This window comes from Streptomyces caeni, assembly GCF_042678285.1.
Classification (GTDB): Bacteria; Actinomycetota; Actinomycetes; order Streptomycetales; family Streptomycetaceae; genus Streptomyces; species Streptomyces caeni.
On sequence record NZ_JBHUDX010000028.1, the window covers coordinates 1 to 25,386 of the forward strand.

At 71.1% G+C, this 25,386-nt stretch carries 26 protein-coding genes and 3 tRNA genes; 23 read left to right on the top strand and 6 right to left on the bottom strand.

Features of this window, described 5'->3' with window-relative positions; all coding sequences use genetic code 11:
* The first annotated feature begins 430 nt into the window (after positions 1 to 430).
* From ACFSL4_RS11600 to ACFSL4_RS11640, 9 genes are all read left to right on the top strand, one after another.
* Entirely contained in the window at positions 431 to 1,399 is a 969-nt protein-coding gene (locus ACFSL4_RS11600; RefSeq protein WP_381081343.1) for a complex I subunit 1/NuoH family protein, read from the top strand.
* 110 nt (positions 1,400 to 1,509) lie between these two features.
* Positions 1,510 to 2,013, top strand: a complete 504-nt coding sequence (locus ACFSL4_RS11605) for a 4Fe-4S binding protein (protein WP_381081619.1) — start codon at positions 1,510 to 1,512, stop codon at positions 2,011 to 2,013.
* A complete protein-coding gene (locus ACFSL4_RS11610) occupies positions 2,010 to 2,645 on the top strand; it encodes an NADH-quinone oxidoreductase subunit J family protein (protein WP_381081345.1) in 636 nt (211 codons plus the stop codon). The genes ACFSL4_RS11605 and ACFSL4_RS11610 overlap by 4 nt, the downstream gene beginning before the upstream one ends.
* A complete protein-coding gene (gene nuoK / locus ACFSL4_RS11615; RefSeq protein ID WP_381081347.1) occupies positions 2,645 to 3,010 on the top strand; it encodes an NADH-quinone oxidoreductase subunit NuoK in 366 nt (121 codons plus the stop codon). Before ACFSL4_RS11610 ends, nuoK begins: the two co-directional genes overlap by 1 nt.
* Positions 3,007 to 4,998 carry an NADH-quinone oxidoreductase subunit 5 family protein gene (locus ACFSL4_RS11620; protein WP_381081349.1) on the top strand — a complete coding sequence of 664 codons (1,992 nt, stop codon included), beginning with the start codon at positions 3,007 to 3,009 and terminating at the stop codon, positions 4,996 to 4,998. The genes nuoK and ACFSL4_RS11620 overlap by 4 nt, the downstream gene beginning before the upstream one ends.
* Before the next feature lie 6 nt (positions 4,999 to 5,004).
* Entirely contained in the window at positions 5,005 to 6,579 is a 1,575-nt protein-coding gene (locus ACFSL4_RS11625; RefSeq protein WP_381081351.1) for a complex I subunit 4 family protein, read from the top strand.
* Positions 6,576 to 8,075 (top strand): NADH-quinone oxidoreductase subunit N, encoded by a 1,500-nt coding sequence (locus tag ACFSL4_RS11630; protein WP_381081353.1) that lies wholly within the window; start codon positions 6,576 to 6,578, stop codon positions 8,073 to 8,075. Before ACFSL4_RS11625 ends, ACFSL4_RS11630 begins: the two co-directional genes overlap by 4 nt.
* 221 nt (positions 8,076 to 8,296) lie before the next feature.
* On the top strand, positions 8,297 to 9,160 hold the full coding sequence (gene htpX, locus ACFSL4_RS11635) for a zinc metalloprotease HtpX (RefSeq protein WP_381081355.1): 864 nt from the start codon (positions 8,297 to 8,299) through the stop codon (positions 9,158 to 9,160).
* 404 nt (positions 9,161 to 9,564) lie between these two features.
* On the top strand, positions 9,565 to 10,065 hold the full coding sequence (locus tag ACFSL4_RS11640; RefSeq protein WP_381081357.1) for a GNAT family N-acetyltransferase: 501 nt from the start codon (positions 9,565 to 9,567) through the stop codon (positions 10,063 to 10,065).
* 145 nt (positions 10,066 to 10,210) lie between these two features.
* On the opposite strand, the gene ACFSL4_RS11645 is transcribed toward ACFSL4_RS11640, so the two are convergent.
* Entirely contained in the window at positions 10,211 to 10,612 is a 402-nt protein-coding gene (locus ACFSL4_RS11645) for a YccF domain-containing protein (RefSeq protein WP_381081359.1), read from the bottom strand.
* A gap of 597 nt (positions 10,613 to 11,209) precedes the next feature.
* Here ACFSL4_RS11645 and ACFSL4_RS11650 point away from each other — a divergent pair.
* The gene (locus tag ACFSL4_RS11650; protein WP_381081361.1) at positions 11,210 to 11,776 is read left to right on the top strand and encodes an SMI1/KNR4 family protein; all 567 of its coding nucleotides are present in this window, start codon (positions 11,210 to 11,212) and stop codon (positions 11,774 to 11,776) included.
* A 111-nt stretch (positions 11,777 to 11,887) separates the two neighbouring features.
* Here ACFSL4_RS11650 and ACFSL4_RS11655 read toward each other — a convergent pair whose 3' ends face one another.
* Positions 11,888 to 13,090, bottom strand: a complete 1,203-nt coding sequence (locus ACFSL4_RS11655) for an APC family permease (RefSeq protein WP_381081363.1) — start codon at positions 13,088 to 13,090, stop codon at positions 11,888 to 11,890.
* A gap of 35 nt (positions 13,091 to 13,125) precedes the next feature.
* Between ACFSL4_RS11655 and ACFSL4_RS11660 the strand changes: the two genes are divergently transcribed.
* Positions 13,126 to 13,392: a GlsB/YeaQ/YmgE family stress response membrane protein gene (locus tag ACFSL4_RS11660; protein ID WP_381081365.1), complete on the top strand. Its 267-nt coding sequence runs from the start codon at positions 13,126 to 13,128 to the stop codon at positions 13,390 to 13,392.
* 140 nt (positions 13,393 to 13,532) lie between these two features.
* Here the strand turns inward: ACFSL4_RS11660 and ACFSL4_RS11665 are convergent, their stop codons facing one another.
* Positions 13,533 to 14,021 carry a YajQ family cyclic di-GMP-binding protein gene (locus ACFSL4_RS11665; protein WP_381081367.1) on the bottom strand — a complete coding sequence of 163 codons (489 nt, stop codon included), beginning with the start codon at positions 14,019 to 14,021 and terminating at the stop codon, positions 13,533 to 13,535.
* 275 nt (positions 14,022 to 14,296) lie between these two features.
* Between ACFSL4_RS11665 and ACFSL4_RS11670 the strand changes: the two genes are divergently transcribed.
* From ACFSL4_RS11670 to ACFSL4_RS11680, 3 genes are all read left to right on the top strand, one after another.
* Positions 14,297 to 14,378: transfer RNA gene (locus ACFSL4_RS11670), tRNA-Tyr, on the top strand.
* A 592-nt stretch (positions 14,379 to 14,970) separates the two neighbouring features.
* Positions 14,971 to 15,402 (top strand): nitroreductase/quinone reductase family protein, encoded by a 432-nt coding sequence (locus ACFSL4_RS11675; protein ID WP_381081369.1) that lies wholly within the window; start codon positions 14,971 to 14,973, stop codon positions 15,400 to 15,402.
* Between the two features lie 347 nt (positions 15,403 to 15,749).
* Positions 15,750 to 15,962, top strand: a complete 213-nt coding sequence (locus tag ACFSL4_RS11680) for a hypothetical protein (protein WP_381081371.1) — start codon at positions 15,750 to 15,752, stop codon at positions 15,960 to 15,962.
* 83 nt (positions 15,963 to 16,045) lie between these two features.
* Here the strand turns inward: ACFSL4_RS11680 and ACFSL4_RS11685 are convergent, their stop codons facing one another.
* Positions 16,046 to 16,702 (bottom strand): SDR family oxidoreductase, encoded by a 657-nt coding sequence (locus ACFSL4_RS11685; protein WP_381081373.1) that lies wholly within the window; start codon positions 16,700 to 16,702, stop codon positions 16,046 to 16,048.
* A 196-nt stretch (positions 16,703 to 16,898) separates the two neighbouring features.
* On the bottom strand, positions 16,899 to 18,146 hold the full coding sequence (locus ACFSL4_RS11690) for an amidohydrolase family protein (protein ID WP_381081375.1): 1,248 nt from the start codon (positions 18,144 to 18,146) through the stop codon (positions 16,899 to 16,901).
* Between the two features lie 380 nt (positions 18,147 to 18,526).
* Here ACFSL4_RS11690 and ACFSL4_RS11695 point away from each other — a divergent pair.
* The 8 genes from ACFSL4_RS11695 (at position 18,527) to ACFSL4_RS11730 (ending at position 23,810) form a co-directional block, all read left to right on the top strand.
* Positions 18,527 to 18,599, top strand: a tRNA-Thr gene (locus ACFSL4_RS11695).
* A gap of 46 nt (positions 18,600 to 18,645) precedes the next feature.
* Positions 18,646 to 18,718 (top strand) — tRNA-Met (locus tag ACFSL4_RS11700).
* A gap of 89 nt (positions 18,719 to 18,807) precedes the next feature.
* Positions 18,808 to 18,972 (top strand): 50S ribosomal protein L33, encoded by a 165-nt coding sequence (gene rpmG / locus ACFSL4_RS11705; RefSeq protein ID WP_065962933.1) that lies wholly within the window; start codon positions 18,808 to 18,810, stop codon positions 18,970 to 18,972.
* Between the two features lie 347 nt (positions 18,973 to 19,319).
* Complete coding sequence (locus ACFSL4_RS11710) at positions 19,320 to 19,775, top strand: FAS1-like dehydratase domain-containing protein (protein WP_381081377.1); 456 nt, start codon at positions 19,320 to 19,322, stop codon at positions 19,773 to 19,775.
* Between the two features lie 5 nt (positions 19,776 to 19,780).
* Positions 19,781 to 20,209, top strand: coding sequence for a MaoC family dehydratase (locus tag ACFSL4_RS11715; protein ID WP_381081379.1), 429 nt, complete (start codon positions 19,781 to 19,783; stop codon positions 20,207 to 20,209).
* A 211-nt stretch (positions 20,210 to 20,420) separates the two neighbouring features.
* Entirely contained in the window at positions 20,421 to 21,002 is a 582-nt protein-coding gene (locus ACFSL4_RS11720; RefSeq protein ID WP_381081381.1) for a TetR/AcrR family transcriptional regulator, read from the top strand.
* Positions 21,003 to 21,172: 170 nt separating this feature from the next.
* Entirely contained in the window at positions 21,173 to 22,627 is a 1,455-nt protein-coding gene (locus tag ACFSL4_RS11725) for an MFS transporter (RefSeq protein WP_381081383.1), read from the top strand.
* A 127-nt stretch (positions 22,628 to 22,754) separates the two neighbouring features.
* The gene (locus tag ACFSL4_RS11730; RefSeq protein WP_381081385.1) at positions 22,755 to 23,810 is read left to right on the top strand and encodes a UDP-N-acetylmuramate dehydrogenase; all 1,056 of its coding nucleotides are present in this window, start codon (positions 22,755 to 22,757) and stop codon (positions 23,808 to 23,810) included.
* Between the two features lie 123 nt (positions 23,811 to 23,933).
* On the opposite strand, the gene ACFSL4_RS11735 is transcribed toward ACFSL4_RS11730, so the two are convergent.
* Positions 23,934 to 24,566 (bottom strand): NAD(P)-dependent oxidoreductase, encoded by a 633-nt coding sequence (locus tag ACFSL4_RS11735; protein ID WP_381081387.1) that lies wholly within the window; start codon positions 24,564 to 24,566, stop codon positions 23,934 to 23,936.
* 133 nt (positions 24,567 to 24,699) lie between these two features.
* Between ACFSL4_RS11735 and ACFSL4_RS11740 the strand changes: the two genes are divergently transcribed.
* The gene (locus ACFSL4_RS11740; protein WP_381081389.1) at positions 24,700 to 25,356 is read left to right on the top strand and encodes a TetR/AcrR family transcriptional regulator; all 657 of its coding nucleotides are present in this window, start codon (positions 24,700 to 24,702) and stop codon (positions 25,354 to 25,356) included.
* The last annotated feature ends 30 nt before the right edge of the window (positions 25,357 to 25,386 follow it).

The window sequence follows — 25,386 nt, forward strand, 5'->3', positions numbered from 1 at the left end:
CCGGCGCGGGGGCCCCGGCTCCGGCCGGGCCGCGGCGTGCGCGCAGTGCGTCCGAGGGCTCTGCCTCGCAGCGTGCGGCCGCTCCGGCGGCAGAGGGCACGGCCCCCGCGTCCCGCACCGCACCAAGCAGCTCGGACGCGCCCTGGCACCACGCCCGCCCGGCCTTCGACGAGCCCGAACCCCCTCTCGGCCAGGGCCCGGAACCGGCGGCCGGGGCGGAGACGGCAGACGAGCCCGCAGACGAGACCGGAGCCGAGCCGGGCGCGGCCGGCCGTGAAGCCGGCCCTGGTGAAGCCGCCGACACCGGCGAAGCCCGCAGCCCCGGTGAAGGCCACCCCGGCGACGCTGAACCCCCCAGGCCCGCTCCCTCAGCCGAGACCGTCACTCGGGACGAGACCGCCACCCCCGACGACTCCACCGGAGGCACGCAGTGAACGGCGCACTCGACGTCGCCCTGCGACTTCTCGTCGTCTTCGTCGTCTTCCTCACCTTCCCCCTGATCGTGGGCCAGACCGAACACAAGGTCATGGCGCACATGCAGGGCCGCCTCGGCCCGATGTACGCCGGCGGATTCCACGGCTGGGCACAGCTCGTCGCCGACGGCGTGAAGTTCGCGCAGAAGGAGGACGTCGTCCCCGCGGGCGCGGACCGCCGCATCTTCCAGATGGCCCCCGCCGTCGCGCTCCTCCCGTATCTGCTCGTGCTCCTCGCGATCCCGATCGGCCCCGGTGAGGGCGCCGTCGGTCAGGCCATCGACGCGGGCATCTTCTTCGTCCTGGCCGTGATGGGCGTCGGCGTCCTCGGCTCCCTCATGGCCGGCTGGGCCTCCGCCAACAAGTTCTCCCTCCTCGGCGGCCTGCGCACCGCGGCCCAGCTCCTCGCCTACGAACTTCCGATGCTGCTCGCCGCCGCCTCTGCGGCGATGGCGGCGGGCACCGTCTCACTGCCGGGCATCGTCGACGCCTTCGAGTGGTGGTGGCTGCCCTGGCAGATCGTCGGCGCGATCGTCTTCTTCGTCGCCGGCCTCGCCGAGCTGCAGCGGCCGCCCTTCGACATGCCCGTGGCCGACTCGGAGATCATCTTCGGTGCGTACACCGAGTACACCGGTCTCCGCTTCGCCCTGTTCCTCCTCGCCGAGTACGCCGGAATCGTCGTCCTGTGCGGTCTGACCACTGTCCTGTTCCTGGGCGGCTGGCACGGCCCGTGGGGTGCCGACGGGCTCGGCTGGCTCTGGACGCTGCTGAAGACCGCGCTCCTCGCCTTCGTCGTCATCTGGCTGCGCGTCACCTACCCCCGCCTGCGCGAGGACCAGCTCCAGAAACTCTCCTGGACGCTCCTCGTCCCCCTCTCCCTCGCCCAGATCGCCCTCACCGGCATCGTCAAGGTGGTGATCTCCTGATGTCCCGCCCGTCGCCGGGCCGGCGCCCCGCAACGACGTCCTCCGGACGGTCCCGACTGTCGATCCCCGGCTCCGGTCTGGCCAAGGGCCTGGCCGTCACCCTCCGCACGATGACGAAGAGGTCCGTCACCGAGCAGTACCCGGACGCCCAGCCCGACCTCCCGCCCCGCAGCCGTGGCGTCATCGGCCTCTTCGAGGAGAACTGCACGGTCTGCATGCTGTGCGCCCGTGAGTGCCCCGACTGGTGCATCTACATCGACTCCCACAAGGAGACGGTGCCGCCCGCCACCCCCGGCGGCCGTGAGCGCAGCCGCAACGTCCTGGACCGCTTCGCCATCGACTTCTCCCTCTGCATGTACTGCGGTATCTGCATCGAGGTGTGCCCCTTCGACGCCCTTTTCTGGTCCCCGGAGTTCGAGTACGCCGAGACCGACATCCGCGACCTCACCCACGAACGCGACAAGCTCCGCGAGTGGATGTGGACGGTGCCCGCCCCGCCCGCCCTCGACCCGGGCGCCGAGGAGCCGAAGGAGATGGCCGCCGCCCGCAGGACCGCCGAGAAGCTGGCCGCCGCCCAGGCCGAACCGACCGACCCGCAGGAGGGGGAGTCATGAGCCCTGCCTCCGCCGTACTGGCCACGGCCACGGCCGCCGGGACGCACGGTTTCCTCTCGCCGACCGGCGTCGAGGGCGCCTTCCTCCTCGTCGGCCTGGTCACCTTCGGCGCCGCGCTGGTGACCGTGACCACCAAGCAGCTGGTGCACGCGGCCCTGTGGCTCGTGGGCGCCCTCGGCGGGCTGGCCGTCGAGTACCTCCTGCTCACCGCCGAGTTCATCGCCTGGATGCAGGTCCTCATCTACGTGGGTTCCGTCGTCGTCCTCCTCCTCTTCGGTCTCATGCTCACCAAGGCGCCCATCGGCCGCTCCCCGGACGCGGACTCCGGCAACCGCTGGGCCGCTCTCACCGTGGCCGTCGCGGCCGCGGCCGCCCTGGTCTGGGTGGTCGTCGACGCCTTCCGCACGACCTGGATCGACCTCGACGGCCCCGCCTCCGGCTCCACGAAGGTCACCGGCGCGAGCTTGTTCCAGAACTGGGTCCTCCCCTTCGAGGCCCTCTCCGTCCTCCTCCTTGCCGCCCTGGTCGGCGCCATCGTCCTCTCCCGCAAGAGGAAAGCGGACGCGGCGACCACCGCCCCCGGCGCCGCGGCCGTTCCGGACGGCGGCAGCGAGAAGAAGGGCGTCCGCTGATGCACCTCGTCTATCCCGCCGTGCTCTCCGCCCTCCTCTTCTGCACGGGCCTGTACGGTGTCCTCGCCCGCCGCAACGCGATCCTCGTCCTGATGTCGGTCGAGCTGATGCTCAACGCCGTCAACCTCAACCTCGTCGCCTTCGACGTGTGGCTCAGCAGGGCCGCCAGCGAAACGCTGCACTCCGGCCAGGCCCTGACCCTGTTCACCATCGCCATCGCCGCCGCCGAGATCGGCATCGGCCTCGCGATCGTCCTCGCCGTCCACCGCAACCGGGGCACCTCGGACATCGACAGACTCCGCGACACCGCCGAGGGCCGCGAAGGTGACACCCCTGCGGCCGAGAAGGCTGAGGCCACCGCGTGACCACGACCACCCTCGCCGTCCTCGTTCCTCTCCTTCCGTTCCTGGGCGCCTTGGCCGGCCTGCTGCTCGGCCGCACGGCCCCCGGCTTCGTCCGCCCGCTCGCCGTCCTGCCGATCCTCGCGTCGCTCGTGGTGGCCGTGCTGGTCGCCGCGCGCCAGGGCGGTGGCCGGGCCGTCGACTCGGCCACCGAGCTCACGCCCACCGGCTCGGTCCCGATCGAGCTGGCCCTGCACATCGACGGCTTCGCGGCCCTCGTCGCCGTCCTGGTCGGCGTCGTCGCCACCTGTGTGCAGATCTACTCGACGGGCTACCTGCACGACGACCCGCGGTATCCCTCGTACGCGGCTCTCGTCTCCCTGTTCAGCTCCGCGATGCTCCTGGTCGTCTACTCCGGTGACCTGATCGTGCTGCTGGTCGGCTGGGAAGTGATGGGCATCTGCTCGTACTTCCTGGTCGGCCACTACTGGGAGACGCCCGAGGCCCGTGCCGCGTCCATCAAGGCGTTCCTGGTCACCAAGCTCGGCGACGTCCCCTTCCTCATCGGGCTGTTCGCCCTCGGCACCGACGCGGGCTCCTTCCGCATCACGAAGGTCCTGGGGGCCGTCGCGACCGGCGGACTGCATCACCCGACCCTTGTCGCCCTGCTGCTCTTGGCCGGAGTGGCGGGCAAGTCGGCGCAGTTCCCGCTGCACACCTGGCTTCCCGACGCGATGGCGGGCCCCACCCCCGTCTCGGCACTGATCCACGCCGCGACGATGGTCGCCGCCGGTGTCTACTTCATCGCACGTCTCCTCCCGGTCTTCGAGGCATCCTCCGCCGCGATGGTGGTCCTCGCCGTCATGGCCGCCGTCACGATGGCCGGCTCGGCGCTCGCCGCGCTCGCCCAGGACGACATCAAGCGTGTCCTCGCCTACTCGACGATCGGCCAGCTCGGCTACATGGCCGGCGCCCTCGCCGTCGGCGACCGCGGTGCCGCTGTCTTCCACCTCCTCGCCCATGGCGCCTTCAAGGCGCTGCTGTTCCTCGCCGCCGGCGTGATCATCCACGCCGCCGGCACCAACTCGCTGGCCGCCATGTCCCGCATGAAGGACCTGCGCGTCCGTGTTCCCGACGCCTACTGGACGATGACCGTGGCGCTCCTCGCGCTCGCCGCGATCCCGCCGTTCGCCGGCTTCTTCTCCAAGGAGTCCGTCCTCGGCGCCGCCGAGCGTGTCGCCACCGGCCACACCGAACACGCACCCGGTGCCGCGGGCTGGATCGTCCTCGTCGTCGGCCTGGTCACGGCTCTGCTCACCGCCGCGTACGCGTGCCGCCTGTGGCTGCTGGCCTTCCGCGGCCACGGCGCCGAGGCCCCCGACCACGGCAGACAGCCTCTCGTCATGAACACCGTGCTGTGGGTGCTCGCCGTCCCGTCGCTCGCGTTCGGACTCACGTACCGTGTCCTGCCCGACTGGTTCGGCGGCGGCGATCTGGCGCCGACGCTGACAACCTCCGTCCTCGGCACCGGCCTCGCCCTGACCGGCGCGCTCGTGACATACGCCGCCTGGCGCCACACCACCGCGCTCGCGGGCCGCGTGGCACTGGGCGCGGTCGCGGCCCACCCCGAGGGGGGCGCCGGTGCCGTGGAGGCCGAGGCCATCGCGACCCATGCGCCCGCGTACGGTGGCGTGGCCTACACAGCGGACCCGGCGGACCCGGGCCGCCTCCTGCTCGGCCCGCTGCACCGCCATGCGGCCGTCGGCTTTCACCTGGACGCGGTGTACGACGCGCTCTTCGTCCGCCCGGTCAGCGCCGGAGCGAACCTGGTCCGGTTCCTGGACCGCGAGGTCATCGAGACCTATGTACGCGGAGTGGCCGCCCTGCCCCGCCTGCTCGGCGCGGCCGTACGACGCGCCCAGACCGGCAATGTGCAGACCTATGTGAGCGCGTTGCTCGCCGGCACCCTCGTCCTGGCGGTGGCCGCCCTCCTCGTCGCCACGGGAGCGTGAACAGGCGTGATCGATATCAGCGAGTCCGTGATGCAGTTCCTACTGGCGTTCATCGTCGTCGCGCCGCTCCTCGGCGCGCTCGCCGCGCTCCTGCCGGCCCCGCCCGGGCTGAAGGGGAAGTCGCCCGAGCATGCCGTGCTGCGGCACGGCGTGACGGTCACCGGCGCCGTGCTCATCGCGGCGATCGTCCTCGCACTCGGCTTCGACCACGACCACCCGTCGACGATGCAGGCCACGACCGACATCAGCTGGATCCCCGCGCTCGACGTACGGATCCACCTCGGTACAGACGGCATCTCTCTCCCCCTTCTCGTTCTGACCGCGCTGCTGACCTTCCTCTGCGCGCTCTACTCCTACTTCAAGATGCCTTCGGGCCCGTCCCCGAAGGCGTTCGTCGCCCTGCTGCTCGTCCTCGAGTCCGGCACCCTCGCGGCCTTCGCCGTCCTGGACCTGCTGCTGTTCTTCCTCGCGTTCGAGACGGTGCTCATCCCGATGTACTTCCTGATCGCCCGCTGGGGCGGTGAGGGGCGGACCCGGGCGGCCTGGAGGTTCATCCTCTACACGTTGCTCGGCTCCGTCGTCATGCTGCTCGGCCTGCTCCTGATCGGAATCAAGGCGGGCACGTTCGACATGGTGGCACTCGCCACTGACAACGGCCGGTCCCTCACCACATCCGTGCAGGTCATCGCGGTCTTGGCGATCGGGATCGGGCTCGCGGTCAAGACGCCGATGTGGCCGCTGCACAGCTGGCTGCCCGACGCCCACACCGCCGCGCCCACCGTCGGCTCGGTCCTGCTGGCCGGTGTCCTGTTGAAGATGGGTACATATGGGTTTGTCCGGATTCTCCTTCCGGGTGTGCCCGACGGCTTCCACACCTTCGCGCCCTACCTCGCCGCCTTCGCGGTCGTCGGGATCGTCTACGGGTCCCTCGCCTGCCTCGCCCTCGCCAAACGGGGCGCGAAGGGTGACCTCAAGCGGCTCGTCGCCTACTCCTCCGTCGGCCACATGGGCTTCGTACTGCTCGGCATCGCGTCCGCGACCCCCACCGGCGTGAACGGGGCCCTGTTCGCCAACATCGCCCACGGCCTCATCACCGGCCTCCTCTTCTTCCTGGTGGGCGCCCTGAAGGACCGCACGGGCACGACCGACCTCGACACCCTGGCCGAGGAGACCGGCGCCGCCCTCTACGGCAAGGCACCCCGCCTCGGCGGCCTGCTCGCCTTCGCCGCCGTCGCCTCACTCGGCCTGCCGGGACTGGCCGGGTTCTGGGGCGAGATGCTGGCGATGTTCGGCGCCTTCAAGCCCGCCGCAGGCCTCAGCCGCCCCGCCTTCCTCACCTTCATGGCGGTCGCCGTGTTCGGCACCCTCCTCACCGCCGCCTACCTGCTCATCGTCGTACGGCGCGTCTGCATGGGCGTGGTGACCGAGGAAGCCCCGAAGATCGCCGATGTCCACACGTACGAATTCGCGGCCTGGACGCCGCTCGTCGCCCTCACCGTCGTCGCCGGCCTGTGGCCGAAGGCACTCCTCGGCCTGACCGACCCGGCCGTGCAGCAGCTCCTCGCAGGAGGCACCCGATGAGCTCCCTCGTCCAGTCCGTCGACTGGTTGCCGATCGCACCGCCCACCATCGCGGCGGTCGCGGGGCTGGCCGTCCTCGTCGCCGACCTCTTTCTCGCAGAGCGGAACAAGGCCCTCCTCGGCTGGGTGTCCATCGCCGGACTGGCCGCGGCGGCGCTCATGCTGCTGCCCCTCCTCGACGCCGACCGCGCCACCTTCTGCCTCACGGGTGATCCGCAGGTCTGCAGCTATGTGGCGGACCGCTTCACACTCGTCATCCAGTTCCTGGTCGTCGGGGGTGCCCTCCTCGCGGCCCTCCTGTCCGTCACCGCCCTGAAGGACGCCGGGAAGGAACTCCCCGAAGGGGAGTTCTGGTTCCTGCTGCTGTCCTCGGCGGCGGGCGCGGCCCTGCTGCCCGCCTCCCGCGACCTGGCGACCCTCGTCGTCGCCCTGGAGGTCGCCTCCCTGCCCGCGTTCGCCCTCGTCGGCATACGGCATGGGGACAAGCGCTCCTCCGAAGCGGCCCTGAAGTTCTTCCTGTCGTCCGTCACCGCGACCGCGGTCAGCCTCCTGGGCATCAGTTTCGTGTACGCGTCCACCGGCACCCTCTACCTGACCCAGGTGGCCGAACGGATCCAGCACGTGGACGGCCCGCTCCGCACGCTCGCCCAGGCGGGCGTCGTGCTCACCCTGGTGGGCTTCGCCTTCAAGACGGCCGCCGTCCCGTTCCACTTCTGGGTGCCCGACACCTATGTGGGCGCGCCCCTGCCGGTCGCCGCCTACCTGTCGGTCGTCGGCAAGGCGGTCGGCTTCTCCGGCCTGATCCTGGTCACCGTGGTCGCCCTGCCCACGTACTCCGACGTGTGGGGCCCGGCACTCGCCGCGCTGGCCGCGCTCACCATGACCGTCGGCAACGTCGGCGCCCTCCGGCAGCAGGCCACGCGCGCGTACAGCGCGGTACGCCTGCTCGCCTGGTCCTCCATCGGCCAGGCCGGCTACCTCCTGGTCCCGGTCGCCGCGGCCGCCTACACCAAGGACGTGCAGAAGCCGATCGGCTCCACCGTCGCGTACGCCCTGATGTACGCGGTGGTGAACCTCGGCGCCTTCGCAGTGGCCGCCCTCGTGGGCCGTAGGAGGACCCTGAACCGCGTCAGCGACTACCGCGGCCTGTACGCGTCGAACCCCCTCGCGGCCCTGCTCCTGGCGTTCTTCCTGCTCTGCCTGGCCGGCCTGCCGCCGGGCATCATCGGTCTCTTCGCCAAGGTCACCGTCTTCTCCACGGCCGTCGACGCGGGCCTCGGCTGGCTCGCGGTGGTGATGGCCGCCAACGTGGTGATCGCGCTCGTCTACTACCTCCAGTGGACGGCCCTGCTCTTCCGCGCCTCCGAGGGCGAGCCGGAGAAGCATCGCGTTCCGGGCCCGCTCACCGTGGCCATCGGCCTGACCTCCGTCGTGGGCATCGCCCTCTCCGGAGCGCCCCAGCTGGTACTCCGCTTCTCGGCCACCGGCCTGTTCTGACGGGCGCCCTCACGCGCGCGGGCACCCGGGGCCCCGCAGGCGGGGACGCCTGGACGGCACCGGGCCGCGTCACCCGGAGGGCCCACGTGCTCCGATGCGCGCACAAGGGAACTTGCGCTCCTCGCCTGGCGTTGACCAGTGCGGGAGGGTCCACTGAGAAGTGGAGTCAACAGCATTCGCAGACAAAGGGTTCCCCTGCCGCACCACTTGGAGGGCGTACCGTGCACCGCCGGCACAACGGGCTCAGGACCGCAGTACTCCTCGGGGGACTGTCCGCACTCATCATCGTCATCGGCAGTTTCTTCGGGCGTACCGGCCTGGTCGTCGCGGTTCTCATCGCGATCGGCACCAACGCGTACGCGTACTGGAACAGCGACAAGCTGGCGCTACGCGCGATGCGCGCCCGTCCGGTGAGCGAGTTCGAGGCCCCTGGGCTGTACCGCATGGTCCGCGACCTGTCCAACCAGGCCCGCCAGCCCATGCCCCGCCTGTACATCTCGCCGACGGACGCGCCGAACGCCTTCGCGACGGGCCGCAACCCGCGCAACGCGGCGGTGTGCTGCACCGAAGGCATCCTCCGCATCCTCGACGAGCGTGAACTGCGCGGCGTCATCGGACACGAGCTGAGCCACGTCTACAACCGCGACATCCTGATCTCCTCCGTCGCGGGCGCCCTCGCCTCGGTGATCATGTTCCTGGTGAACTTCGCCTGGCTGATCCCGGTCGGCCGCTCGGACGACGACGACGGCCCCGGCATCCTCGGCCTGCTGCTGATCATGATCCTGGGCCCGTTGGCCGCGACCCTCATCCAGCTCGCCATCAGCCGCTCGCGGGAGTACGAGGCGGACGCCTCAGGCGCTCAGCTGACCGGCGACCCGCTCGCACTCGCCAGTGCCCTGCGCAAGCTGGAGGCGGGCACCAAGCAACTCCCGCTCCCGCCCGAGCCGCGCATCGAGACGGCGAGCCACATGATGATCGCGAACCCCTTCCGTCCCGGTCAGGGATTCTCCAAGATGTTCTCCACACACCCGCCGATGGCGGAGCGCATCGCCCGGCTCGAGCAGATGGCGGGGCGGCACCGGTAAGCCAATCCTGAGCGTCATGCGGCTCGTTCCGAGCGGTTTCTGCGGGACGGCTCGGCGCTCTCCGCCGGCCGAAGGCCTCGCGGAGGCGGGCCCGCGAAGGCCAGCATCGAGACGACCGACAGCAGCGGGGTGACGCTGAACGTCGACAAGCTCGGCGCGCTCGGCGAACCGGCCTTCTCGCCGCCTGCCGCGACAACGGCCGCTCCCGTCTCCGAGAGCGGTTCCAGCGAGCTGCCGACGACAGCGATCGCCTCCGGAGGCCGGTCCGGGGGCGCCTGGCCCGCCGGCCGGCTCCGGGGCGGTGCCCCTGGTCTCGGGCACGCCCCACTGCCGTTCAGCCGCCGCCTCCCGTGCGAAATCGCGATTGCTGACGAGGGCGTCGGCGGTCCCGGTAGAGTTGCCCGGTGCCCGAGCTGCAGCAGCTGCATGCCAGCCATGCCCCGACGGTCTTGGCCTTCGAGCTGGCGAACCGCGCCTACTTCGCTGCCTCGGTCTCCGACCGCGGCGACGAGTTCTTCGACCACTTCACCGACCGGCACAGCGCCTTGCTGGCAGAGCAAGAGGCAGGCACCGGCGCCTTCTACGTGCTCGTTGACGAGGACGGCTCGGTTCTGGGCCGGTTCAACCTGTACGGCTTCACGGACGGTACCGCCGAACTCGGCTACCGGGTCGCGGAGCACGCCGCCGGCCGCGGCGTGGCGACCGCGACCGTCCGGGAGCTGTGCCGTCTGGCGGCGGCGCGGCACGGGCTGCGCGTACTGCGGGCGGCCACCTCCCGCGACAATGTCGCCTCCCAGAAGGTCCTGGCCAAGGCCGGATTCGTTCCGGTCGGCCCGGCCGGCCCGGCCGACCTCGGCGGTAAGCCAGGCACTTGGTATCAGCGTGACCTGGCACTCCAGCCATAAACCGTGCTGTTGCCGGTGGATCGGCTCTCCGCGTTGCGCCATGGGCGAGGCATGTCGAGCACCACACCCCGGTCCGCACCGCGCCGCAGCCCGACACGACAGTGCCGGGCCCGCAGAGTCGGGACTCCGCCGTATCCAGACCTGATCAGCGCCCGCCGAACCCGTCGTGGCTCGACACAATCTCGTGCCCGAGAGGCATGAGGGAGATCGGGATCAGTTTGAGGTTCGCCCATCCGAAGGGGATACCGATGATCGACAGGAAGAGCGGGATGCTCGTGATGAGGTGACCGATGGCGAGCCACCAGCCTGCGAAGATGATCCAGATCACGTTGCCGATCAGCGAGCCCGCTCCTGCGCCTGCTTTCGGCACCGCCGTACGGCCGAAGGGCCAGAGCACGAAGCCGGCGATCCGGAGCGAGGCGACGCCGAAGGGGATCGTCACGATCAGGACGAAGCAGATCAACGCGGCCAGTGTGTAGGCGAGTGCCATCCAGATCCCGCAGAAGATCAACCACAGGAGGTTCAGGATGAGGTTGATCAGTTTCATGATCACTGCCCCTTCGAGATTGACGCTCGCACCCGGTGCCACCAGCTAGTATCCGGCGCTCAGCACGGAGCCGGAACCGTGGCGGCCTTGTTGGCGTGTTGTGGGCGTCGGAAAGCGATCCCGTTCGGCCTAGGGGGTGTTTCGGAAGTCCCGCACAGCACCCACGGTGCCCGGCACGCTCCCCCATCCTCTTCGAGCAGGGGGCACCCCCACTCGCCGCACCGGCCGAAACCCCGAGTACGTCCAGTACGAGGGCTTTCGTCCGGCACGCCGAGAGCACGCACCGGACACCGCGGGCACCGCACAGGACTTTCGAAACACCCCCTAGCCCACTTCATGCTCCTCCCGCGTTCGCGGCGCGTACGAGCAACGCCAGGCCCCGGTACGGCGACGGCTCCGGCCGGTGGTCCGGGAATCGCCGAGGGCGAAGCGGCGGCATGGACTTTGTCCGCGCCCGGCCGTGGCCTGGCGGAGTGACCTGCGGAGCGGCCTGCGGAGTGACCTGCGGAGCGACGCGTCGACATCGACCCGGTCCGAGGGATGCGAGGGTTGTCCACAGGCTGCCCGATTGTCAGTGGCGCCCTGCATCATGAACCCATGACCGAGATGGAGCAGTTGCTGGACAGGGTGGCGCTGCAGGCCCGCAACACCCGCCCGTGGGGCTGGCCTTCGCTTCCCGACCCGGTGGAGGAGGCCGCGATCGCCCGTGCCGAGGCGGTCCTGGGCTTCTCCCTGCCCTCGCTGCTCGCCGCGCTGTATCTGCGGATAGGAGACGGTGGCTTCGGCCCGGCATACGGTTTGCTGCCCCTGCTCGACAGTCCGCCGTCCGGTGAGCCGGCCGCCGTCCCGCAATACCTCGCGAACCGCGAGAGCGGCCGCAAGGACCCCGACTGGCCCTGGCCCGAGAGCATCCTGCCGATATCCCACTGGGGCTGCGGCATGTACGCCTGCGTGGACTGCCGCACCCCGCAGGGCACGGTTCTGCTCTACGAGCCGAACGCCGACGAGGCCGACCATGCCTGGTACGTGGACGCCCCCGGTCTCGCAGAGTGGCTTCAGTCATGGCTCGACGGCACGGGCTGGTACGAGGAGTCCAACGCCGGAGCCGACCTGGCGCCGTGGGCCGACCTCCCTATACGCACGGACGGTGCGCGCCCGTCATAGGGAAGCCCCGCCCGTACGGCGCCTGCCCGCAAGGACTCCGGGCACGCACGGCCACCCGTGAACCCTCCGGGCCTGGGTGAACCCTCCGGGCCCGGGTGAACCCGCGGCTCGCTACCGAGCAGCGACCCTGCGCCGTACGACGTACGCCACCACGCCCAGAAGCAGCACGCCCGCGCCCAGGCCCACCGACGCCCTCGGCAGCGCGAACGCCAGGATCACGCAGCCGAGGAGCCCGAACGTGGGCAGAGTACGCGACGCCGGCGCCCAACTCAGCGTCCAGGCGGACGCGTTGGCGATCGCGTAATAGGCCAGCACCCCGAAGGAGGAGAAACCGATCGCGCCCCGCACATCCACCGTCGCGGCGAGCACGGCCACCACGGCGCCCACGGCCAACTCTGCCCGGTGCGGCACCTGGAAGCGTGGGTGCACGGCGGCCAGGGAGCCCGGCAGATGCCGGTCGCGGGCCATGGCCAGCGACGTCCGCGAGACGCCCAGGATGAGCGCGAGCAGCGAGCCCAGTGCGGCTACCGCGGCGCCCACCCGCACCACCGGCGCGAGACCGGGCACGCCCGCCGCCCGTACCGCGTCGGCCAGCGGCGCCGCCGCCTGCCCCAGCCCCTTCGTACCCAGCACGGAAAGGACGGCGACAGCCACCGCCGCGTACACCACCAGCGCGATGCCCAGGGCGAGCGGGATCGCGCGCGGGATGGTGCGCGCCGGATCCCGTACCTCCTCACCGAGGGTGGCGATCCGCGCGTACCCGGCGAACGCGAAGAAGAGCAGGCCCGCCGCCTGAAGCACCCCGCCGGCGCCCCCGAAGCCCCCGCTGTCCAGCCGGGAGGCGTCGGCCGCCGCGGACCCGAGGGACACGACCACCACGGAAGTGAGGACAGCCAGGACGACCGCCACGATCACCCGCGTCAGGAGGGCCGACTTCTGCACGCCGCCGTAGTTCACGGCGGTCAGTGCCACCACGGCCGCCACCGCCACCGCATGCGCCTGCCCGGGCCAGACGTACGCCCCCACGGTGAGCGCCATCGCCGCGCACGAGGCGGTCTTCCCGACGACGAACGACCAGCCCGCCAGATACCCCCAGAAATCCCCGAGCCGTTCACGTCCGTACACATAGGTGCCGCCCGAGGCGGGATACCGGGCTGCCAGCCGTGCCGAGGACATCGCGTTGCAGTAGGCGACCACCGCTGCAACCGGCGGGCGATGCCAAGGCGTCCTCCCCGACAGCGACGGGCCGGCACGTTGATCAGCGGCGGCGAGCGGCGTCCGAGCATGCGCACAGCCGGACCGGAGCAGGAGCACAGCACAGGCACAGCACGGAGAGGCAGGATCACGGCATGGGCATTGTCAGCTGGATCGTTCTGGGGCTGTTGGCAGGCGCCATCGCCAAGTTCCTGCTGCCGGGCAAGGACCCCGGCGGCTTCATCGGCACGACTCTCATCGGCATCGCGGGTGCCTTCATCGGCGGCTGGATATCCGCCCGCTGGCTCCACCACCCGATCACCAAGGACTTCTACGACGGGCCCACCTGGGCGGCTGCGATCGGCGGCTCGCTGGTGCTGCTGATCGTCTACCGCGTTCTGTTCGGCGACTCACGCCGCTGAACGCACTTCCCCGGCCGCAGCCGGCAGCACACGCAGAAGGGTGGGCACCCGCACTCCGGGGTGCCCACCCTTCCTGCACGAGCGATGAACCGGCCCCGGGGGGACACCCGCCCGACCACCGGGACCGGCCATCGAACGACCTACCGGTAGTTCACGAACTGCAGCGCGAAGTCGAATTCCGTGCTCTTCAGGAGGGCGATCACGGCCTGGAGATCGTCGCGGCTCTTCGAGCTGACGCGAAGTTCGTCCCCCTGAACCTGTGCCTTGACGCCCTTCGGGCCCTCGTCACGGATGATCTTCGCCACCTTCTTCGCGTTCTCCTGGGAGATGCCCTCCTGGATCGACGCGAAGATCTTGTACTCCTTGCCGGAGAGCTGCGGCTCGCCGGTGTCCAGAGACTTCAGGGATACGCCGCGCTTGACCAGCTTGGACTGGAAGACGTCGAGGATGGCCTTCGCCCGGTCCTCGGAATTGGCCTGCATCAGGATCTTGTCGCCGGACCAGGCGATCGAGGCACCGACGTTCTTGAAGTCGTAGCGCTGCGAGATCTCCTTGGCGGCCTGGTTGAGGGCGTTGTCGACCTCCTGCCGCTCGACCTTCGAGACGATGTCGAAACTGGAGTCGGCCATGTCCTGTGGCTCCTTGTATCGGGGTGGATCGGGGTGGATCGGGGTGGATCGGGGTGGATCGGGGTGGATCGGGGTGGATCGGGGTGCGTTTCGGCGTGCGGGAGCGCGGCCGCCCGGCCCGGCATCGATCCCGGGCCGCATCCGGATAAGCCTAGCCACCTCGCCCCCTCCGAACGCCGATCTATCGGGTGGCGAAGCACCCCCCCGCATCAGGTATCGTTTACGTCGTTGCCAGGGGGCACCGCCGAAAAGCGGCCTCCGCAGCAACAAACCATGGCGGTGTGCCCGAGCGGCCAAAGGGAGCAGACTGTAAATCTGCCGGCTCAGCCTTCCTAGGTTCGAATCCTAGCGCCGCCACACTGGGAAGACCCCCTCTGAACTGCGGAGACGCAGAGCGGAGGGGGTCTTGTCGTGTCCGCGCGCGAACGTTCGACGGTGATCAGGCCGTCGGGTCATCAAAGGGGCGACTTGTCCCGCCCCGTTCCCCCCCGCTTCTGCAGGGCCGGGTCGATCCGTCGGTTCGTCCGTCCCGAGCCGTGCGTGAACGAGTGCCTTCGCGGACGCCGGTCGGGCGGCCAGGAAGAGGCCGGCGAACCTGGGCCGGCAACGCGGGCCCCCTTCACCGGGTTGCGCCGGAGCTGAGCCGGAACAAGAGGCTCGTGTGCCGAAGATCATATGGCTGACGGGTGAGAGGCGAGGCGCATCGGGTTCCCCGGATGCGGAGCGGTGGAAGCCGCCATGGCCTCGACCGGCCAGGCCCGCCGTTGCTGACGAGGCCGGGCCGGACCGTTCGCACGGGTGCGGCAGGGAGCCACGCCGAGCGCCGACAACTCGCCCGGTCGGCCGACAGGTCCGATGTTCTCCGCTGGGCTGCGGCGAGGCTCGTCGCGGCCGCCGCCCCCGCTGGTTAGCTGATAGGTGGTCAGTTCCTTGGCGGAGTGAGGCGGACATGGGCGATGTGAATGAGGCGAACAAGCAGGTCATCAGCCAGTTCCGGGCACATGGCGGCGTCGTGGGAGGGCCCTTCGAGGGCAAGCATCTGCTGCTCCTGCACACCGTCGGCCGCCGTACCGGCCGGGAACGCGTGAATCCCTTGGTCTACGCGGCCGATGGGGACGGCTTCCTTGTCTGCGGCTCCTCGCGTGGCGCGGAGAAGGACCCTGCGTGGGTGGGCAATGCCGCCGCCATGGCCGAAGTGACCATCGAGGTGGGCGAGCGCGTCCTGAGGGCGACGCCCACCGTCGTCACGCATGCGTCGCCGGAATGGGAGCGTCTGTACGGGATCTGGTCGGCGTACTGGCCCGACAGCGCGCAGTACGAGGCCAGGACGTCGCGCAAGTTCCCCGTCGTGAGACTGGAGCCGGTCGCATCCGAGGACTGAACCCGTGCCGCAGCGAGTTCGAGCGGCTGTCGGGGCACCGGCGGCGGTCCGGTGGCCGGCCCTCGGCCGGCGGGCGCGGGCCGGCGCTGCTCGGCCGGGCGTTCGGCGCGTTCGCCAACCTGGTCGGCCGGTCCGTGGTGCCTTCGGGGTGCGTCGAAGTTCCACGCTCTCCTCTGACCGCGGGGCACCTTGAGTCCCTGTGGTGCCGGTCATGTCGAACCTATGGCTTCTTCGGTCTACGGCCTCTTCGGCCCACGGTCCTTCGCTCTGCGGCCCCTTTCAGCGCACGGCGACTTCAGCCGTCCCGCCTCCCTGCCGGGGTGAGCCGGCACTCGTACGCTGAGGGCATGTCCCCGCGCCGCAGGAACTGCCCAGAGTGCCGTCGGGACATCGCCGTCGTCGCGGGGCGGTTCGCGCGGCACGACCCGCCGGGTGCACGGAGCAGCGGCATGCTCGTCTCGTGCTGCGGATCCCGTCGGTCGGCCCAGACCGACGCCACGCGGCCCGCCCTCGACGGGTACGCCCCGCCGGAGTTCCCCGGCCGGCTCGCCCTCTTCTGAGCCGCGCCCCCCAAAAAGAGTGGCCGGACCGTCCAGTTCCCCAGGGGGCGGACGAGAGGTGGCGGCGCTGCGGTATGCGCGGTTCAGTTCCCCGCCACCGACTTCACGGCCACCGACACCGGAGTCGAACCACTGATCAGCTCCAGGGTCAGACCGGCCGTCGCGGGCGTGTCGACCAGTTCCGCGAGGACCGCCGCCACGTCGTCGCGCGGGATCGAGCCGCGTCCCGTGTGCGCCTCCAGGCGGACCAGCCCCTTGCCGGCGTCGCTGGTGAGCGAGCCGGGGCGCAGGATCGTCCACTCAAGGGACTTGTGGGCGCGCACGTACGCGTCGGCCTCGCCCTTCGCGCGCAGATACACGTCGAAGACCTCGTCGCCCGGGTGCTCCGGGTCCGCGCCCATCGATGAGACGACGACGAACCGGCGTACGCCCGCGCGTTCCGCCGCGTCCGCGAACAGGATCGCCGCGTCCCGGTCCACCGTGTGCTTGCGGGCCGCGCCGCTGCCCGGCCCCGCGCCCGCCGCGAAGACGGCCGCGTCGGCTCCCTCCAGGTGCGCGGCGACCTCTTCGGCCGACGCCGCCTCCAGATCGCACACGATCGGCTCCGCGCCGGCGGCCCGCAGATCGCCGGCCTGTTCCGCGTTGCGGACGAGTCCCGCGGCCTCGTCACCGCGCGCGGTGAGCAGCCGCTCCAGCCGTAGCGCGATCTGACCGTGACCACCAGCGATGACAATGCGCATGTTTCCGACCGTACGCCCGGGCGGGCCCCTTCGCCGTGCGACGTCCCGCACGCCCTGTCGCCGCACCGCCGTGCACCGGCGCGCACCACCGTCCGTGCGCATCACCGCCGCGCACCCCGTGGCAACGGGCACACACCGCCGCGCACCGCCGACAGGGCACCGCCACAGGGCGCCCCGGTCACCCGGCGCGCCACGGTCACGGCGGCTGGACCCGGCCCTGCCGTGGCAGGTCAAGTGCCACCGCCGCCGAGCTGCAGTACTCCCGCACCGCGCTGGTACGGGCCACCACGCGCCCCCGGTGGACCACGATGCGGCTGTACGCGAGCGACAGCGCGCCCGCCAGCCGGTCGCCGCGCACGGCCAGCAACTCTGCCGGGAAGCCCGCCTCCACACGTACCTCGGGCAGCCCGAGCGCGGCCCGCGCCGACGTGCTGACGGTGTCGTAGGCGTCCTCGGGGCGCAGCCCGTACCGCGAGGCCAGCAGGTATGCGGCCTCCAACGGATCCCCGCGCCCAACGGGGTTCGACACGTCCCTGAGCGCCCCGCTGCCCGCCGCGACCCGCACCCCGGCCGACCGCAGCAGCCGTACCGGGGCGGTGTCGCGCCGCTCGGCACCGCCGCAGCCGCCCTGCGGCAGGCAGACCACCGTGACCCCGGCGGCGGCGAGCTGGTCGGCGGCGCGCGCCGCCGTGTCCGCCGGAAGGCGTCCGAGCCCGCCGCACGGTCCGAGCGCCACTCCCGGGCGCAGCCCGCCCGCCATCGCCGCGACCCGGCCCAGGCGCGCCGGATCGTCGGCGTCCGTGTGCAGGTCGACCGGGCATCCGTGCTCGGAGGCCAGCTGCAGGACCGCTTCCACGTACCCGATCGGGTCGGGGTCCGCGTCCGGGCAGCCGCCCACGACCGTCGCGCCCATCTTCACCGCGTCCCGCAGCATCGCGAGCCCGTCCGCCCCTGCGGCCCCGGTCAGTACCCGCGGCATAGCCACCGCCGTCAGCTCGGCGAGCCCGTGCAGGGAGTGTCGCGCCCTCAGCACCGCGGCCAGCGCGTCCAGCCCCTGTACGTCCCCGATGTGCACGTGCGAGCGCAGCACCGTCGCGCCGTGCCCGAGCTGCAGCAGGGCGGCCTCGGTGGTGCGGCGCTGGACCTCCTCGGCGTCGTACGACATCGGCCCGTCCCGGTCCGCGGACAGGGCCGTGTCGCCGTGCGCGTGGGGTTCGGCGGGGGCCGGAAGGAGCAGATGGCCGCGGAGATCGACCCGTGCGCCCACGGCCCCCACCGCCAGGCTGCCGGCGGTGCCCACGGCCTCGATGCGCCCGCCGCCCAGCCGCACGTCCACCGTCCGGCCGTCGGTGAGCCGTGCCCCGCACAGCAGCAGGGGGGCCGAGTCGGCCGGACCTGACGACGAGGACGAGGAGTGGGGCGGCTGCGGGCAGCTGTCGGGCATCGCGCTCCTGTGGCTCGGGGCGGCTGCGCACCAGGGGCAAGATCACGCAGAGTGAGTCGAGCCTAGGATGACGACCCGGCCGGGGCGGGGAGGAGCGCAATAGTCGTACTGGTGTGGTGTTCGGCGGCGGTTCGGGTGCGTGGGCTTCCCATTGTCGGCACGGGCCGGAGACGGAGCATCGCAGGCGAACAAGAGCGGTTACGCCAAGTGAGCACACCGCTGCGGCCATTGGGGCTGGGGTGACTGCGGTGGTTCCCGCCACCCGCTGGACCGAAGAATGGCCGGGGAAACGCCCGGGCGGCGCGGGGGACAGGTCGGGGCGGGTGCCGTGAAACGGATTTGGGCGAACGGCGGGCGACCGTGTAATGTCTTCATCGCTCGCCCCAATAGCTCAGTCGGCAGAGCGTCTCCATGGTAAGGAGAAGGTCAACGGTTCGATTCCGTTTTGGGGCTCTGGTGTGAGAGGTACTCGCTGCGAGGCGGGGCCCGATCGCATCGCAGCGGTGTAGCTCAGTCGGTAGAGCAAGCGGCTCATAATCGCTGTGTCACCGGTTCAAGTCCGGTCACCGCTACTCACAGTAGCCGATTGTGGGGTCGGTCCTTCGATCGGCTACTCTTTCTTGCGTTAATTTCGTCTATCCGTTCGTCAAGGAGCACTCACGTGGCTGCCACCGACGTCCGCCCGAAGATCACGCTGGCCTGCGTGGAGTGCAAGGAGCGGAACTACATCACCAAGAAGAACCGGCGCAACGACCCGGATCGCCTTGAGCTGAAGAAGCACTGCCCGCGCTGCAACGCGCACACCGCGCACCGCGAGACGCGATAACTCAGGCTTGTTCGCGAGGCCGCTCCCAGAGCCATGGGGGCGGCCTCGCGGCGTTACGGCGGCCGCCCGCCGCTCCACGGTGCACACCACCGGACCCGGCCACGCCGGGCGTGCCCGGTGGCGTACGCCCCGCCGTACGGCTGAAGAAATCGGACCTGAGATGTCAGGCCCGAAGCACCAGGACAGACACATCGGATGGAGAATCGGTCGCTGCGACCGGTGACGCCGTGCCGGTCGCACCGACCGGACCCGCCGCGTCGGACACGTCAGCCGAACGGAGAGCCCGCCGCCGCGGCGTCGGCGGCCTCGTGAGGCAAACCCGTGAACAACCAGGAGGTGCCGAGCCCATGGCGCTCGACCAGTCCTTCGTGGGGCGGTCCTACCCGCCCACCGACCCGTACGAGGTCGGCCGGGAGAAGATCCGCGAGTTCGCGGAGGCGATCGGAGACGCCAACCCGGCCTACACGGACCCGGAGGCCGCCAAGGCGCTCGGTCACTCCGATGTGATCGCCCCGCCGACCTTCGTCTTCGCGATCACCTTCAAGGCCGCGGCGCAGGTCGTCGAGGATCCTCAACTGGGGCTGGACTACAGCCGGGTGGTGCACGGCGACCAGAGGTTCAGCTATGCCCGCCCGGTCCGGGCCGGCGACCGGCTGAGCGTCACCTCGGCCATCGAGTCGATCAAGTCCCTGGCCGGCAACGACGTCGTGGACATCCGCGGCGAGGTCCGCGACGAGGCCGGTGAGCGCGTGGTGACCGCCTGGACCAAGCTCGTGGCCCGGGCGCCGGAAGAGGAGGCGTGAACCCGATGACCGCGAAGATCGCGTACGACGCCGTCGAGGTCGGTACCGAGTTGCCGGCACAGACGTTCCCCGTCAGCCGAGCCACGCTCGTGCGGTACGCCGGCGCATCCGGGGACTTCAACCCGATCCACTGGAACGAGAGGTTCGCCAAGGAGGTGGGCCTGCCGGACGTCATCGCGCACGGCATGTTCACCATGGCCGAGGCGATCCGTGTGGTGACCGACTGGGTGGGCGACCCGGGCGCGGTCGTCGAGTACGGCGTCCGCTTCATCAAGCCCGTCGTCGTCCCCGACGACGACCAGGGCGCCCTCATCGAGGTCGGCGGCAAAGTGGCGGCGAAGCTCGACGACCGGACCGTTCGTGTCGACCTCACGGCGATGAGCGCCGGTCAGAAGGTGCTGGGCATGTCGCGAGCGGTCGTACGGCTGGCCTGACCGGAGGAACCCCGGCCTCCCGGTGCGCTGCCCGCCTGTCAGGCCACCCTCGGCCACGGGCCCGGTAAGGGGCGTCCGCCTGGCGGACGCCCCTTACGCCGCCCGTCGCCCGTCGCCCGTCGCTCGTCGTCTGCCGGGCGCCCGGCAGACGACGAGTAGGGTCTTCGCTGCGCCTTGACGTAGTTAGTGATTGAACACTAACTTGGCTCGCATGGTCAGGATGAGCGCAGCGGAGAGGCGCGAGAGCGTCATCCGCGCGGCGATCGCCGAGTTCGCGCAGAAGGGCTACTACGGAACGTCCACCGAGGCGATCGCCAAGCGTGTGGGCGTGTCGCAGCCGTATCTCTTCCGGCTCTTCCCGGGCAAGAAGGCGATCTTCACCGCCGCCTCGCTGCGGTGCGTGGAGGAGACGCGCCTGGTGTTCGAGGGGGCGGCCGAGGGGCTGGAGGGCGAGGAGGCCCTGCACGCCATGGCCCGGGCGTACATGCGGCTGATCGCGGAGCATCCCGAGAAGCTCCAGATGCAGATGCAGACGTACATCGCCGTGGCGGCCGTCGAGGCGGAGGGCGACCACGAGTTCGGCGAGGCCGTTCGGGCCGGCTGGATGAGGCTGTGGGAGGCGGTGCACCTGCCGCTGGGGGCCGACGTGGGCGAGACCACGACCTTCATGGCCTACGGCATGCTGGTCAACACCCTCTCGGCCATGGGGTTTCCGGCGGAGCACCGGGTCTGGGAGGGGATGTACCCGTCGGCCCGGCTCACGGGCCGGCTGGAGAAGGGCGAGGCCGGGTGATCGAGTGGGCTTCGCGGCGGCGGCCGTTTCATGCCTCCCAAAGTTAGTCATTGATAACTAACCGGCAGGTGTCACCACTGCCACAACCGGCGAAGGTCGTCAGCCGGCAAGCCGACGACTCGACGAGCGCCATCAACCGGCGAGCGCCATCAACCTTCTGGGGGAAAGCGATGTCACAGCAGCAGACAGCACGTCGCGGGGGAGCGGCCTGGGCCCTCGTGATCACCAGTGTGGCCGGATTCATGGCGGCCCTGGACAACCTGGTCGTCACCACGGCCCTGCCCTCCATCCGCAAGGACCTCGGGGGAGCCCTGGACGACCTGGAGTGGACCGTGAGCGCTTACACGCTCACCTTCGCGGTCCTGCTCATGTTCGGCGCGGCCCTCGGTGACCGGTTCGGCCGCAGGCGTCTCTTCCTCGCCGGCCTGGCCGTCTTCACGGGCGCGTCGGCCGCAGCGGCCATGGCGCCCGGCATCGATTCCCTCATCGCGGCCCGCGCGGTGCAGGGCGTCGGCGCGGCCGTCATGATGCCCCTGACGCTCACCCTGCTGACAGCCGCGGTCCCGGCGGAGAAGCGCGGCATGGCGTACGGGATCTGGGGCGCCGTCAACGGGCTCGCCGTAGCGTCCGGACCCCTCATCGGCGGCAGCCTCACCGAGCACGTGTCCTGGCACTGGATCTTCTGGCTGAACGTCCCGCTGGGTCTCGCCGTGCTGCCGCTGGCCCGCCTCCGCCTCACCGAGTCGTACGGCACCGGCGCCCCGCTCGACGTCCCCGGCACCCTGCTCGTCAGCGGGGGACTCTTCGGGATCGTGTACGGGCTGGTGCGTGGCCCGGTGGACGGCTGGAGCGGCTCCCTCGTGCTGACCGGTCTGTTCGCGGGCACCGCGCTGCTCGTCGGCTTCGTCCACCACGGCATCCGCGGCCGCAGCCCGATGCTTCCCATGCGACTGTTCCGCTCCCGGGCCTTCTCCGGGATCAACGCCGCGAGCCTGCTGATGTTCCTGGGGATGTTCGGTTCGATCTTCCTGCTCAGCCAGTACATGCAGGGTGTCCTCGGATACTCGCCGACCCAGGCGGGCCTGCGGATGCTGCCCTGGACCGGCATGCCCATGCTGGTGGCCCCGATCGCCGGTTATCTTTCCGACCGCGTCGGAGGGCGTCCGGTCGTCGCGGCCGGGCTGTTCCTGCAGGCCGCCGGGCTCGCGTACTACGCCGTCGTGGTCGGCGCCGACGCCTCGTACACGGTTCAGCTGCCCGCCCTGATCATCAGTGGCATCGGGATGTCCCTCTACTTCGCCCCGGCCTCCAACCTGGTCATGTCCAGCGTCCGGCCCCATGAGCAGGGCATCGCCTCGGGCGCGAACAACGCCCTGCGGGAGGTCGGCGGTGCGCTCGGGATCGCGGTCATGTCGTCGATCTTCTCGGCACAGGGCGGTTACGAGACCGCGCGGACCTTCGTCGACGGCCTGCGGCCCGCGCTGGTGACCGGCTTCGCGGTGGTGGCGCTGGCCGGCCTCGCGGCCCTGTTGATCCCCGCCCGCCGGCGTACCGCCTCCTCGGTCACCGTCACGCGGCCGGCCCCGGTCCCGGAGACGACCGCTCTGGAGACGACCGCTCCCTGAACCACCGCCCCACCGCTCTCCTGCCCGGCCACCGCCCGCTCTGCGGTGACGACGGCCCCGCCGGTCCTCCGGCGGGGCCGTCGTCGCGCGATGCGGGGCCGTCGGTGGCGTCTCGTAGTCTTGGCGCGTGCAGGAACTCCACGACGCCCCGCTCGCCCCGCTGACCACCTTCCGGCTGGGCGGCCCCGCCACCCGCCTGATCACGGCCACCACCGACGCGGAGGTGGTCGCCGCCGTCCGCGAAGCCGACGCCTCCGGTACGCCGCTGCTGCTCATCGGCGGCGGATCCAACCTCGTCATCGGCGACAAAGGCTTCGACGGCACCGCCCTGCGCATCGCGACCGAGGGCTTCTCCCTCGACGGGACACGGCTGGAGCTGGCCGCCGGGGAGGTGTGGACCGACGCCGTCGCCCGCGCCGTCGAAGCCGGGCTCGCCGGCATCGAGTGCCTCGCCGGAATCCCCGGCTCCGCGGGCGCGACCCCGATCCAGAACGTCGGGGCGTACGGCCAGGAGGTCTCCGCCACGATCACGGAAGTGATCGCATACGACCGCAGGACGTGCGAGACGGTCACGATCCCGGGCGCCGAGTGCGACTTCTCGTACCGCCACAGTCGCTTCAAGGCCGATCCCGAGCGCCATGTGGTGCTGCGCGTCCGCTTCGCGCTGGAGGACGCCCAGGGGCTGTCCGGCCCCCTCAGGTACGCCGAGACGGCCCGCGCCCTCGGCGTCGAGCCCGGTGACCGCGTGCCGCTGGCCGCCGCCCGTGAGGCCGTCCTGAAGCTGCGCACCGGGAAGGGCATGGTGCTGGACCCGGAGGACCACGACACCTGGTCGGCGGGCTCCTTCTTCACCAACCCGATCCTCACGGACGCGGAGTTCGCCGCGTTCCGCGCGCGGGTGAGGCAGCGGCTGGGCGAGGACGTGGAGCCGCCCGCGTACGCGGCGGGCGACGGCCGCACCAAGACCTCCGCGGCCTGGCTGATCGACAAGGCGGGCTTCACCAAGGGGTACGGAGACGGACCCGCCCGTATCTCCACCAAGCACACCCTCGCCCTGACCAACCGCGGCGGCGCCACCACCGAGGACCTGCTCGCTCTGGCCCGCGAGGTCGTGGCGGGAGTTCGCGAGGCGTTCGGGATCACCCTGGTCAACGAGCCGGTGACGGTGGGCGTGAGCCTCTGAGGCGCCCCTCCGGACGACCCGGCGACCCGGCGAGGCGACTCTCGGACGACCCGGCGACCCGGCGAGGCGACTCTCGGACGACCCGGACGACTCCGGGTGATCCCGGGCGAATCCGGTATTCGGCTAATAGGCCACCCCCACCCCCTGTTTCACCGTCCCCGGGTCGTCCACCATCGCCAGCATCGCGTGGGCGACATCGGCGCGCGCGATGAAGCGGCCCCTCGGTGGGAAGCCGCCCACGACCGTGCGGTAAGAGCCGGTGGGCGGCTTGTTCTGCAGGCGCGGCGGGCGCACCACCGTCCAGTCCGTGGCGCTGCGGGCGAGTTCCGCCTCCATCTCCCTCAGATCGGCGTAGACGTCCTTGAGGGCCGCCGAGAGGAGCCCGCAGACGGCGCGGTCCAGCGCCCCGGCGCCCTCCGGCTCGGGGCCGACCGGGCTCGCGCTGACCACGAGCAGCCGGCGGACCCCCTCCGCCTCCAGGGCACCCAGCACCGTTCGGGTCAGCCGGGTGGCCACCCCGGCGTCCTTGCGGCTGCGCGCGCCGAGTCCCGACAGGACCGCGTCCCGGCCGGCGACCGCCGGGCGCAGGGCGGCGAAGTCGCCCAGGTCCGCACGGAACACCTCCAGGCCCGCGCCGGTCACGGTGAAGCGTGCGGGATCCCGCGCGACGGCGGTGACCTGGTGGCCGGCCGTGAGGGCCTGCCGGACGATCTCCTGGCCGATGCCGCCGGTGGCACCGAAAACGGTGAGCTTCATGGCATGTCTCCGTCTCCCCCGCTGATCCACCCCGATGGTGGGTGAGTGTTCACTCACCCACCACCCATCCAGGGTGGGCAAGCACTCACCCACCCGTCAAGCCCGCAGGAACAGACCGTGGAATCCTTGGGCCATGCAGCACTCAGGGGCGCAGCAGGAGGCGGCGCGGCAGAGGACGGCGCGGCATCGGCCCGCCCGGCTCCGCATCCTCGACGCGGCACACGAGCTGATGCTCACGGTGGGACTCGCCCGCGCCACGACCAAGGAGATAGCCAAGGCCGCGGGCTGTTCCGAGGCCGCCCTCTACAAGTACTTCGCGAGCAAGGAGGAACTGTTCATCCAGGTCCTCGCGGAGCGGCTGCCCCGGCTCGGCCCGCTGCTGAGCAGCCTCGCGGCCGAGCCCGGCCGGCGCACCCTGGAGGAGAACCTCACCGAGATCGCCCGCCAGGCCGCCCTCTTCTACGAGCAGAGCTTTCCGATCGCCGCGTCGCTGTACGCCGAGACCCAGTTGAAGCGGCGGCACGACGAGGCGATGCGGCAGATGGGATCGGGGCCGCACCTGCCGATCCGTCTGCTCGACACGTACCTGCGTGCGGAGCAGGCCGCCGGGCGGGTCCGTGCCGACACCGACACCTTCGCCGCGGCCTCGCTCCTGCTGGGCGCCTGCGCGCAGCGGGCGTTCGCCTACGAGGCGGCGGAGCCGGGCACGTGCCCGCCCGTGGACGACTTCGCACGACGCCTGGCGCGGACGCTGCTGGGCGGTATCGCCGTGGCCCCCGGCCCCTCCTGACGGGACCGCCGGGCCCTTCGGGGACCGGGC